11 protein-coding genes are annotated in these 11,655 nt (G+C 46.5%); 7 read left to right on the forward strand and 4 right to left on the reverse strand.

Annotation, left to right across the window (positions count from 1 at the left end; genetic code table 11):
- From NT178_15265 to NT178_15290, 6 genes are all read left to right on the forward strand, one after another.
- The coding region (locus NT178_15265; GenBank protein MCX5813887.1) for a hypothetical protein at window positions 1-296 on the forward strand (296 nt) is incomplete at its 5' end.
- Window positions 297-311: 15 nt separating this feature from the next.
- Window positions 312-500, forward strand: a complete 189-nt coding sequence (locus tag NT178_15270; protein MCX5813888.1) for a hypothetical protein — start codon at window positions 312-314, stop codon at window positions 498-500.
- A 77-nt stretch (window positions 501-577) separates the two neighbouring features.
- The gene (gene hisS / locus NT178_15275; GenBank protein MCX5813889.1) at window positions 578-1,840 is read left to right on the forward strand and encodes a histidine--tRNA ligase; all 1,263 of its coding nucleotides are present in this window, start codon (window positions 578-580) and stop codon (window positions 1,838-1,840) included.
- A 158-nt stretch (window positions 1,841-1,998) separates the two neighbouring features.
- Window positions 1,999-2,277 (forward strand): pyrimidine/purine nucleoside phosphorylase, encoded by a 279-nt coding sequence (locus NT178_15280; GenBank protein ID MCX5813890.1) that lies wholly within the window; start codon window positions 1,999-2,001, stop codon window positions 2,275-2,277.
- Between the two features lie 127 nt (window positions 2,278-2,404).
- On the forward strand, window positions 2,405-3,724 hold the full coding sequence (locus NT178_15285) for a C4-dicarboxylate ABC transporter substrate-binding protein (GenBank protein MCX5813891.1): 1,320 nt from the start codon (window positions 2,405-2,407) through the stop codon (window positions 3,722-3,724).
- Between the two features lie 143 nt (window positions 3,725-3,867).
- A complete protein-coding gene (locus NT178_15290; protein ID MCX5813892.1) occupies window positions 3,868-5,094 on the forward strand; it encodes an MFS transporter in 1,227 nt (408 codons plus the stop codon).
- A 68-nt stretch (window positions 5,095-5,162) separates the two neighbouring features.
- Here NT178_15290 and NT178_15295 read toward each other — a convergent pair whose 3' ends face one another.
- The 3 genes from NT178_15295 to NT178_15305 all read right to left on the reverse strand — a co-directional run bounded on the left by NT178_15295 (window position 5,163) and on the right by NT178_15305 (window position 8,323).
- Complete coding sequence (locus NT178_15295) at window positions 5,163-5,735, reverse strand: carbonic anhydrase (GenBank protein MCX5813893.1); 573 nt, start codon at window positions 5,733-5,735, stop codon at window positions 5,163-5,165.
- Between the two features lie 71 nt (window positions 5,736-5,806).
- Window positions 5,807-6,061 carry a hypothetical protein gene (locus NT178_15300; protein MCX5813894.1) on the reverse strand — a complete coding sequence of 85 codons (255 nt, stop codon included), beginning with the start codon at window positions 6,059-6,061 and terminating at the stop codon, window positions 5,807-5,809.
- 264 nt (window positions 6,062-6,325) lie between these two features.
- A complete protein-coding gene (locus NT178_15305; GenBank protein MCX5813895.1) occupies window positions 6,326-8,323 on the reverse strand; it encodes an SUMF1/EgtB/PvdO family nonheme iron enzyme in 1,998 nt (665 codons plus the stop codon).
- Window positions 8,324-8,796: 473 nt separating this feature from the next.
- Here NT178_15305 and NT178_15310 point away from each other — a divergent pair, with 473 nt between their 5' ends.
- A complete protein-coding gene (locus NT178_15310) occupies window positions 8,797-11,010 on the forward strand; it encodes an SLC26A/SulP transporter family protein (GenBank protein ID MCX5813896.1) in 2,214 nt (737 codons plus the stop codon).
- A gap of 240 nt (window positions 11,011-11,250) precedes the next feature.
- Here the strand turns inward: NT178_15310 and NT178_15315 are convergent, their stop codons facing one another.
- Window positions 11,251-11,376, reverse strand: coding sequence for a hypothetical protein (locus tag NT178_15315; GenBank protein ID MCX5813897.1), 126 nt, complete (start codon window positions 11,374-11,376; stop codon window positions 11,251-11,253).
- Between the last annotated feature and the right edge of the window lie 279 nt (window positions 11,377-11,655).

Below are 11,655 nucleotides of genomic sequence, written 5' to 3' on the forward strand. Positions count from 1 at the left end.
ATCGTACGAAGATATTCGATGCTGTCATAAAAACACCGGTAACAAATGCTACATTGGAAAGAATGCTCACAGCATACAAAAAAGTAAAACCTGACCCGAATAATACAAAACCCGTATCCGTGAAGAAACAGGTTAAAGGTCTTGTATCAATGAAGACAACCTTTGATAAGGGCCTTGGAACTTATGTGAGGGAAGACATTGAAAAGTTTCTTTATGAACTACAGGTTTTCTGTGATTATGTCCAACAACAGGCGCCTATGGCTCCATATGGCAAGAAAAGACCACCACAAGTGTGAGAGGGGCAGTGAATAGTGGAAAGTGGAAAGGCCGTGAAGCCCCGCAAGCGAGGACAGGCGCCTTTTTCTTTGCCGGATTCACATATGCATGATAGAAGCTTATGTGAATCCGGCAAAGAAAAAACCAGGGAAAGCAACGGAAACAAAACAATGAAGCAAAAACCTTTGACAATACCAACCGGAGGAAGAGAGGTTCCGGCTTAAACTTCAAATAAACTTTGAATTGAAGCCTGATATATGTTACTAATGAGTTGTATTTACACTATATTTCGTGAGGAACAATGGAAAAGATCAAGACATTAAGGGGATTCAGGGACATCCTGGGTGAAGAAATCCATAAATTCAGACTCATAGAAAACATTTCAAGAAAATATTTTGGCCTCCTCGGCTTTAAGGAGATTGAAATCCCTGTTCTCGAAAAAACCGAGCTCTTTGTGAGGAGTATCGGAGATACAACGGATATTGTAGAAAAGGAGATGTTTACCTTCACGGATATCGGAGGCGATTCTCTTACCCTGCGCCCTGAGGCTACAGCAGGCATGGTGAGATCGTACCTGCAGGAAGGCATGTACGTTAAGGAAAGGATGAGCAAAGTCTTTACCATAGGACCTATGTTCCGGCATGAAAGGCCCCAGAAAGGCAGGTTCCGTGAATTCCACCAGGTTGACGTAGAGGTCTTCGGGGTAAGTGAGCCATTGGTTGATGCAGAACTTTTATGGATGATTTCGTTGATACTGCATGAACTCAACATCCGCGATTACCGTATGGAAGTAAACAGCGTCGGCTGTAAAACATGCAGGGAAACCTTCAGGGATATGCTTGTTTCATATTTTGAAGAGAAAAAGGACGGGCTATGCGAGGATTGTAACAGGCGACTGCAACGAAACCCTTTGAGAATATTTGACTGTAAAAATGCCCAGTGTATCGAAATAAGCCGGCATTCTCCCTTGCTCTATAATTACTTGTGCAATGGATGCAGGGAACATTTTGATGCATTTTTGGAATATATTAATGGTTTTGGTGTCGAGGTTGTTATCAATAAGAGGCTTGTCCGGGGACTTGACTACTACACAAAAACGGTTTTCGAAATAACATCCGATGATCTCGGAGCACAGAAGGCATTCATTGCAGGCGGGAGATACGATAACCTTGTTGAAGAGATGGGCGGTCCTTCGACGCCGGGTATAGGTTTCGGCGCAGGCGTTGAAAGACTGGCATTATTGATGAAAACTCCTGCTTTGTCTGAAAAACCTTCCTGTTTTCTTGCCTATATGGGAGACAGGGCAAGGGATTACCTTGTACCGCTGTTAAAGTCTTTTACAAAAGAAGGGTTGCCATTGAATTACTCATACGAAGGCAAGTCTTTAAAATCACAGATGCGATATGCCGACAGCTTACATGCAGATTTTGTATTGATACTCGGTGATGATGAGATTGATAAAGGATCAATAACATTGAGAAATATGAAGAATAAAGATCAGCAGAACCTCCCCTTAGACCCTTTTAAGCTCCCACAGGAGATATTAAAGTTAATCACCGGATAGCATCATCTTAAATACAAATTAGAATAATGTGTTCCGGCCGGCTTATTCTGTGAGGTGTAAACCGGAAACAGCCTGAGGTTGCGTTATCTGACGAAAAGCTTGCCAATATCCCTTCAAAGAAGATACAATAACATGTATAACAAGAAAGAGGAGGCAATATGATTAAACACAACACCTATTTTGATGGTAAAGTACAGAGTCTGGGAATAAACACTGCAGAAGGATACGCGACCGTGGGTGTAATGGAACCCGGTGCATATACATTCTCTACCGCGTCAGAAGAGCATATGGTAATTATTGAAGGATCAATGAAGGTAAGGTTGCCGGGCAAAGAGTGGCAGGAAGTCAGGAAAAACGAAAAGATAATTGTCGGGAAAGACGCATCTTTCGACATAGATGCAGCAGTTGAAGTGGGTTATATCTGTTACTATAAGTGAGGAGCAAGGGGGGGAGTCCTTCGGGATACAGGTGTTTGTATATATAGCGTGAGATTTAAATTAACGTACTAAACTTGATGAAATATATCAATAGTGCTACAAAAATATTAGGTAGTAAAAGTCGAAAATGAGAAAAATAAAGTTTCGTGACATTTCGATCCGCGGACTTTTTAAATTTATTATCCCCGCGCTATCAGTGGTTCTTGCTGTTTTCCTTATCGCCTATTATGTTGTCCTGCCTGCACCTCCCGGCGCTATCGTCATGACTACAGGAATTGAAGGTCGTACTTATGCTGCTTTCGGTGAGCGCTACAAGGAAATCCTGGCGCGCTCAAATGTACATCTTAAGTTGCTCAATTCTTCCGGATCAGTGGAAAATTTCAAGCGACTGAACGATAAAAAGATAGGGTTTGATGTCGGATTTGTTCAAGGAGGAACGGGTTCCGGTATCGAAGCGCCGAATCTGCTTTCCCTGGGAAGCATCACGTACAGTCCTCTGTGGGTGTTTTATAGAAGTGAAAAAACGCTCGATGATTTTTCACAGCTCAAAGGAAAGAGGATCGCAATAGGTCCGGAGGGCAGCGGTCTGAGAAAAATATCACTCGACTTGCTCAAAGCCGGCAACGCAGCGGATCTACCGACCACCCTCCTGGATCTTGCAGACGGAACCGGGATTAAGGCGCTGAAGGAAGGCCAGATTGACGTTCTTATTACAATCGGCTCAACCGATACAATATTTATGCAGGAATTACTTAATACTCATAACGTGAAGCTTATGAATTTAGGCCAGGCAGAAGCATATACAAGGCTTGTCCCCGGCCTGTCCCATGTGGTATTGCCGAAGGGCATAATAAACATCGCGAAAAGATTGCCGCCATCGGATATCAATCTCGTTGCACCAACAACAAATCTTATTGTGCGTAACACGATGCACCCGGCCCTGATGTATCTTCTCCTCGATGCCGCGGCTGAGATTCATGCGGATGCCGGTTGGGTAAATAAAGCGGGAGAATTTCCTGCTCCCAAGGTGCAGGAAATTCCACTAAGCGACCAGGCAGAAAGGTTCTATAAAACGGGCCGTCCTTTTTTGCTCGATTACCTGCCTTTTTGGGTTGCCGTATTGTTGGACCGCATAATCAAGATATTGATTCCTGTGCTTGCAGTTATATTTCCTCTTATGAGAATCCTGCCCTGGTTTTATTCCTGGCGGAACAGATCAAAACTCTATCGTTTGTATGGCGAATTGAAATATCTTGAGTTAGAAATAACTCAACAATTGCGACCAGGACATGTTATGGATTATTCCGCAAAACTCGACCGGATCGAGGCGGCGGCCAATAAAGTCAGTATACCACTCAATTTCTATGGCGAACTTTACACATTGAAAGAGCATATCGAGCTGGTGCGTAAAAAAGTGGAGAGATGGGGGTCAAATCTTTATCCTTGACTTTAGGCTGTGACTGGTGACATTTCACACTATAGGATGATTGCGGGCATCAAAAGTTTTCTCCATACATCGCATTATATTCGGGCATGAAACAATGGCGAATTGTCTGGAGCAGACTTAAACAATAATGGTATACATTAAAAATGAAGAAACACTACGCCTGGGTCATTGCCTTCACGGGGACCCTTGTTCTGCTCCTCTCCCACGGATTCGGAAGAATGTCATACTCGGTAATACTCCCCTCTATGAGGGAGGGGTTAGGCCTCAGCTATACACAGGTCGGTCTCATCGGGACAGGCAATTTTATAGGATATCTCTGTCTCGCCGTCATCGGGGGTTTCCTTGCAGCCCGGTTCGGGGCAAGGAGGCTGATCTTTATCTCCCTTATAGTCATGGGGATAAGCCTTTTTCTCACAGGCCTTTCGAACTCATTTATGGCGGCTTTTCTCATGAGGCTCATCACCGGTTTGGGGAATGGAGGGAGTTATGTGCCCATGATGGCGCTTCCTGCAGCCTGGTTTGTCGCAAGGAAGAGGGGGCTCGCTATGGGAATCAACACCATCGGTACCGGCCTGGGCTTCTCAATTTCAGGGTTGGTTCTGCCCTATTTCATACTTCAATATGGAGAAATTGGATGGAGGTATGCGTGGTGTTTGATGGGAGCCATCACCTTTATCGGAGCCTTCGTCTGCTATAGCCTTCTGAGAGACAATCCCCGAGAAAAGGGTCTTTCAATGTATGGAGGGGATAGTACAGAAAAGACAGATGACGGGATAAGAAAACTTACCCTTTTTACTACCTGGCAGGAGGTAGTAAGTGAAAAAGAGATCTGGAAGCTCGGATGCGTCTATTTCATGTATGGATTCTCCTATATCATCTATCTAACCTTCTTCATCGCGTTTCTGACAAAGGAGATAGGGCTTACCCCAAAAAGTGCCGGGGCAATATTTGCAGTGATAGGGCTCCTCTGTATCATCAGCGGGACCATATGGGGGAGCATTTCTGATATCCTGGGAAGAAGGTATGGTTCAGTGCTCGGGTATATCAGCCTTGCCCTTGCCTACCTCCTGCCCGCTGTCTCCCAGGGAACTCCTTCCATTTATGTCTCTGCCGTTCTGTTCGGCATTACCATGTCTGCAATACCAGTGATTATGGCGGCGGCTGCCGGTGATGCGGTGGGCGGAAGACTGGCCCCGGCCGGGCTCGGGATTGTTACGTTATTCTTTGGTGTAGGTCAGGCCTTTGGCCCTGCGATCGCAGGATGGATCAAGGACACAACGGGCACATTTACATATGCCTTTTTACTATCGGCGGGGGTCTCTTTTATGGGCGCCCTCCTTTCTCTGTTTCTGAGAAGGAAAGGTTGTTAGCAACATGCAGGGTCCCGGGGACAGAAAATGATCGGCGCCAAGTCTTTACGGAAAAATCCCTTAATGTATTAGATGATTTCTACAACCCCGCTTTCGATGTTATAATATGCGCCGGCTATTTTTAATTTGCCGCTGCTTACAAGATCAGACAGAATCGGTTTGGAAGATGCAATCTTGTTGACAACGAGTTTAACATTGGCTTTAATGGCGTTATCGATTATGTCTCCGGATTGGCTTTTTGCCTTTTCCACGGCAGGGGCAATGACCTTCACGATATCTGCGATATGACCATGCGCTTCACCACCCTGAACGGTTGCGCTTACTGCGCCACATTTCCCGTGACCGAGTACCACAACAAGATGCGTACCCAGGTGGCCAACGGCATATTCGATGCTGCCAAGGGCTATATCATCTACGATGTTACCGGCCACGCGTATTATAAACAGGTCGCCTAAGCCCTGATCGAATATGATTTCCGGAGGTATGCGTGAATCTGAACAGCCTACTATCACGGCAAAAGGCGCTTGGCCATTTGAGACTTCAGCACGGCGTTCAGCCGTTTGATTCGGATGCACAGGCTTTGAAGCGACGAACCGTTTATTGCCTTCTAATAGTTTCAGCATAGCATCATCGTTTATCATTTTTTCCTCCTTTTTTAAAAAGTTAACTGCTCACCATCACTGCTTCAGAACTCATAACCTCAATGCAATACTTATTCGTTGGCTGTTATATAATATTTTATTCCGCATCCTATCACAACCGGGGATTGCATCACTACTTCCACTGTTGTCAGTACGTCGGGGTCTGCATGTTTCTTCAGTATATTAAAAGATTTAGAAAAAATCATCAAGATTTTAATAAAGCAATCAACATCTTGTTCTATTAGTAACGGATGTTGATAGTGTCCGCCAAAAACATCATATATCTCATTACAGAACGTGTTGTAAACCTCCACCATGGATCCCATAACAGTCTCGAATGTTTCGGACGGCGGGCTTATTGTCGTAATATGCCTGCCGATTGAGCCGGGCCTGTCAACCTTAGCTTCTTGAAGTGATTATATGTTGAGACAAAATCCTGCTCGTGATAAGTGAAACAAGTCCCTTCGTCCAAATTCCTTTTTTTTCTAAAAATGGGGCGGGGAGAGATTACAAAAAAACATCGGGGCGGGGAGCTTACGCCCCAACGTGAAAAACTTCAGAAAACATAAACTCAGAATCCAGAAAAACAACTACCTGGGGGAAGAGGCAACCCGAAACCCGTAGTTGTAGCCCTGATTCGACGGCCTGAAGTAGTCCCAGGTCGAAGCACGGACGCCCCACGGATTGTAGCTGCTCCGGTCCGATGCACGGATGTCCCTCTGATTGTCGTTCCAACCGCCGCCACGAAGCACCTTGGCACTACCGGAAGCAGGTCCATGAGGATTATCGCGAGGACTGTTTTTGTAATATTCGTTGTCGTAATAATCAGACACCCATTCCCATACATTGCCGGACATGTCATAAAGACCCAGAGAGTTGGGACTTTTCTGACCGACGGGATGAGTTTTACTGCCTGAGTTCGAGGTGTACCAGGCATAGCTCCCAAGGTCTGAATCGGAACTTGTGCCTGCGTATTTTTCTTTCTTCCCGCCACTGCGGGCGGCATATTCCCACTCCGCCTCAGTGGGTAGGCAATAGGATTTGCCGGTTATACTGTTGAGCTTTTGGATGAAGTCCTGAATGTCATTCCAGGAGACCTTTTCTACAGGGCAGGTATCGCCGCATGATGAAAAGTGTGAGGGGTTATTTCCCATGATAGCCTTCCATTGTCCCTGGGTGACCTCGTATTTCCCAATGTAAAAGTCACTGACGCAGACCTCGTGCACGGGCTTTTCATATGCAAAACCATCACCGAAGGTATCGCCCATCTGGAAACACCCGCCCTTGACTAAGACGAACTCCATGCCCGTTACGGAGTCAGTGAAAGAGCGTGGGATAGAGGATACCGGAGCAGGTTTTTGCGCCATGGCAAGGCGCTGTACCTCCAGTTTCCTCTTCTCTTCTGCAAGGGCCCGTTGCTGAGCCTCCAATTTTATTTTCTCCTCGGATAGTTTCCTTTCCTCATCTGCCCTTCTTCTTTCTGCCTCGGTTCTCGCCCTTTCCTCATCTGCCCTTCTTCTTTCTGCCTCGGTTCTCGCCCTTTCCTCATCTGCCCTTCTTCTTTCTGCCTCGGTTCTCGCCCTTTCCTCATCTGCCTTTCTTCTTTCTGCCTCGGTTCTCGCCCTTTCCTCATCTATCTTTTTCCTCTCCGATTCAACGGCCAGTCTTTCCTGCTCTAGCTTCTGCCTTTCTGAGTCGATGTAGCCTGTTCCCGGGCCAGAGGTAGCAGGAGAGAAAGAGGCAATCTGAGGAGGATTGAAATAAAATTCCCCTTGAAGGGAGGAATGATCCCAGGATATCTGCTTGCCCCCTGTTTCCATGATCAGTCTCTGGCGGACACCCTTAAAGACCTGTTCGATGGAAAGACCGGGGTATTTTATGTATTCCAGGAGGGCTGATGTGTAAGGGCTGTTTCTGCCGTCACCGTCCCGGGCTACCTGGCCAGGACTTGTGGAACATGCGATAAAGGTGCCCAGGGAGGCGTTGCTGATATCGGCAAGGCCACGGGTGGCAGAGCGGAAATTCCGGACATAAGGGTTGTCCCTGCAGGCGTCCATGATGACAATATTGAGGCCGTTATTGGCATAAGCCATTTCGTCTAAAATCTTTCCGGCATTAAGGGAAGTGTATTTTACGTCCGATTCTTTATTGATTTTTGCGCCAATGGGGATAAGATAATTGGTGCCTTCCATCTGTAAACCATGCCCCGCATAATAGAAGAGACCTACACCTCCTCTTTTCAGACGGTTCCCGAATTCTTCCAGGCCTTCTTCCATGGACTTGAGTGTGGCATTCTTTTTGAGGATTACCGTAAAGCCGAGTTCCTGTAATGTTGATGCCATATCTGATGCATCATTGGCAGGGTTCTTTAAGGGTGAGGAATCGTAGGAGCTGTTACCGATGACAAGGGCAAGTCTCGATGAGGTATCGGTGGTACGGTAGGGGACAGGAGGAGCGACCCTTCTTGCCTTCTTCTGCTTGGTTTTGACTGCTTCAGGTTTTGCCTGAGCCGAGGTATGACCGGGGAGAGAAAGAATAAAAGCTAATGAGAACATGAGAAGGATGATGAGCGCTATTAATCGTCGCATAATAACCCGTAAATAATGACTTTAATTTTATGTGAGTATATCATGGTACACACTCTTCTTGTAAAGATAAAAAAACAGGACAGGTAGATTCAACTACCTGATTTGCCTTCACTCTTTTGCGATAACAAATTAGCATCGAGTTTCCTGACTTTCTTTACCCGCATCTCTCCCGGAAGGGAAAGCTAAGCTGAAAATCAGGCTTCTTTACTTCAATAGACTCACAGATACCGGACTTATCAGCAAAGAGCGGGCTATCGGAAGTTCACGGAAAAAAAGAAGAAGCTGTATTAAGTTATTTATTTTTTTATGAACATCACCGGCGTTCCCTTTTACCCCCTCCATATGGATCATGGGAACAGGAAAGAAGACAAAATCCCGGCTATGGTTGTTGTTTCGCTATACAAATCATGCGAATCTTGATAACATAATGTCTGTCATATTTCCATTCAGTTAACAAAACAGGAGCAGGGTTTATGATAAAAAGACGGCGCTTATCCGGTCGCCTGACAGGGGACATCCTGGGGGGTCTTACTGCTATGCTCGTGGCTCTGCCTTCGGCCATTGCTTTCGGGATCATCATCTATTCTCCTCTCGGCTCACAATATGCAGGCAAGGCTGTTGTTGCCGGTATGATAGGTGCAGTTGCCCTTGGGCTGATCGCGCCGCTTTTTGGCGGTACGCCGCGGCTTATCACAGCCCCTTGCGCCCCTGCGGCCGCTGTGCTTTCTGTTTTTGTCGGTCAGCTTGTAAAGAGCGGAGACATACCGTTGGAGGCTATCCCCTTCTATGTGGCTCTGGTCGCCCTCTTAGCCGGTATCATTCAGTTTCTGGCAGGTAGCTTCGGCGGTGGTAAATTCATTAAATATATTCCTTATCCTGTAGTAGCCGGTTACCTGAGCGGCGTCGGGATTTTGATTTTCCTTGGACAATTACCGAAATTTCTGGGGCTTCCAAAAGGAATCAACATCTTGCAAGGCGTTTTACAGCCTGTTGTCTGGAACGGGACGAGCATATTTATCGGGTTCGTCACCATTGCAGCCATGCTGCTGGCCCCCAGGTTCCTCAAACATATCCCTGCGGCCATTGTAGCTTTGCTTTCCGGGATATGCGCCTATTTTGCCATGGCTATTTTAAACCCGGCGCTATTAAGGCTCATTGATAACCCTCTGATTATCGGACCTATTTTATCATCAGGGTCGGGTGTCTTCGGAGCTGCCGTAAACCAGTGGACTCATTTTAGCGCCATCGACGTGAAAGGTTTTGCCATGCTCCTCATCCCGCTTTTGACCCTGGCAGTTCTCCTTTCCATCGACACCTTAAAAACATGCGTGATCCTTGATGTCATGACCCACTCCCGCCACAATTCAAACAAGGAACTGATGGGTCAGGGGCTCGGCAACATCGCCTCATCTCTCATTGGAGGTATTCCGGGTTCGGGAACAATGGGCCCTACTTTAGTAAACATAGCAAGCGGGGGTCATACGCGATTATCCGGTGTTTTTGCCGGTGTTTTTGCCGGTTTGGTTCTCCTTCTCCTCGGGAAACTCATGGCATGGATTCCCCTGGCTGCCCTGGCCGGTGTCCTGATCGTTATCGCTGTGCGCATGCTCGACATGCAAAGTCTGCAATTGCTGAAACATAGATCCACTATTTTTGATTTCCTTGTGATTCTGGCAGTTGTAATCTCTGCTGTCAGCATGAGTCTGATCGTTGCTGCCGGCGTCGGGACAGCGCTGGCAATAGTTTTGTTTCTAAGGGAACAGATCCGTTCTTCCGTTATAAGACGAAAATTATTCGGCAATCAGAAGTTTTCCAAAAAACGGCGCATCACTGCCGAGCTTTCCATTCTTGAGTCCCACGGGAAAAACACAATCATCTGCGAGCTTCAGGGCCAACTGTTCTTTGGTACAACAGACCAGCTTTTGACGGAACTTGAATCGCATCTTGCCGAATGTTCCTTTGTTGTTCTGGACATGCGACGCGTTCAATCCCTCGACTTTACAGCCGCTAACATGCTGAAACAGATCCACAACCGCGTCAAAAAGAAAAAGGGTTATCTCGTTCTTTCTTCAATTCCTCTGAATCTCCCTACAGGACAGAATGTCAAGAAATATCTCGCAACACTTGGTTTTACTGAGACCGGTATGAATCTTAAAATATTTCCGGACCTGGATTCTGCCCTGGAATGGATTGAGGATGAGATCATCAACACATCATCCGGGGGCAGCAAAGACGCTCTTCATATTCTAAACTTGCCGGAATTCGAATTTTTCTCCGGTTTTCCTGCTGCGGCCATAGAAAAGCTCTCTGCCACCATGACAGAGAAATCATTTCAGGCAGGAGAGAAGATTTTCTCAATGGGGGACAAAAGCGATAAAATATATTTTATCCGTAAAGGTGCAGTAAAAATAGGTCTGCCATTGACCGGAGGAACGACTCACCACCTCCTGACCTTATCACGGGGAGATTTTTTTGGTGAGATGTCATTTCTCGACAAAGGGACGCGGTCTGCTGAAGCTGTTGCAGTAGATGAAGTCATGCTCTACATCCTCTCGCGAAACCAGTTTGAAAAGATTGTCGAGGCCCATCCCGAGATCGCCGGTATATTCTTTGAACGTCTCGCATACACCATCTCGCAACGCCTGCGGCTGACCAATATCGAAATGATGGCTCTGGAGGAGAGCTGATTATAAATTTTTACCTATGGTGCCAACGACGAACTCCACTCGCAAGCAGGTATCCGGCCTCCTCAAACAACGCAGCCGGTCCCCTTTGTTCCCAAACATTTGTAGAAACAGTTTCTGCAATCATTAATATTCTTGTAAAGTCAATACAGAGGCCGTTATACACAATTTAGCTTTTTGAGAGAAACCGATGGGGGTCAAATCTTTATTCTTGACATAAGAGGCTTTTATTGTCCCACGGGTCTATACCCTGAAGCTTGATTCGAGATGGTTTTCATGTTGGCGTCTCACTTTTGATACCCCGTGGGTTGCCGCGGGGTAGTTCATTTCACGGAACGTCTTTGCCGGGTTCCCGTCTTTCTGAAGCATTCCTGCAAGCCGCTTTTTTGCTACACCGACAGTGGTCTGCCCGGCATTGCCTCTTCAGGTAACATGGTGGCAGGCATTTTCAAACCGGATGGGTACGGGGTGGGCCATGGGTTAGTATTATGGAGAAAAAAGGGGTAATGTCAAGGATAAACGGCCTGTTGCCCGAATCCCCTTTGATCCCAACCCCGTATTTGTTCTTAACATGTCTTCATTATGAAGATTTGTGCCTTCCGGATTTTCACCTGTTTCATAAAAAAGGTGCAGGGGACGAAGATACAT

Source organism: Pseudomonadota bacterium (genome assembly GCA_026388255.1).
Taxonomy (GTDB): domain Bacteria; phylum Desulfobacterota; class Syntrophorhabdia; order Syntrophorhabdales; family Syntrophorhabdaceae; genus JAPLKB01.

What these genes read in the sequence shown, in the direction of transcription:
- NT178_15290 (MCX5813892.1), top strand. Translation starts at nt 3,868, where the DNA reads ATGAAGAAACACTACGCCTGGGTCATTGCCTTCACGGGGACCCTTGTT.
- NT178_15300 (MCX5813894.1), bottom strand. Translation starts at nt 6,061, where the DNA reads ATGGGATCCATGGTGGAGGTTTACAACACGTTCTGTAATGAGATATAT.
- NT178_15280 (MCX5813890.1), top strand. Translation starts at nt 1,999, where the DNA reads ATGATTAAACACAACACCTATTTTGATGGTAAAGTACAGAGTCTGGGA.
- NT178_15295 (MCX5813893.1), bottom strand. Translation starts at nt 5,735, where the DNA reads ATGATAAACGATGATGCTATGCTGAAACTATTAGAAGGCAATAAACGG.
- hisS (MCX5813889.1), top strand. Translation starts at nt 578, where the DNA reads ATGGAAAAGATCAAGACATTAAGGGGATTCAGGGACATCCTGGGTGAA.
- NT178_15305 (MCX5813895.1), bottom strand. Translation starts at nt 8,323, where the DNA reads ATGCGACGATTAATAGCGCTCATCATCCTTCTCATGTTCTCATTAGCT.
- NT178_15285 (MCX5813891.1), top strand. Translation starts at nt 2,405, where the DNA reads ATGAGAAAAATAAAGTTTCGTGACATTTCGATCCGCGGACTTTTTAAA.
- NT178_15310 (MCX5813896.1), top strand. Translation starts at nt 8,797, where the DNA reads ATGATAAAAAGACGGCGCTTATCCGGTCGCCTGACAGGGGACATCCTG.
- NT178_15315 (MCX5813897.1), bottom strand. Translation starts at nt 11,376, where the DNA reads ATGCTTCAGAAAGACGGGAACCCGGCAAAGACGTTCCGTGAAATGAAC.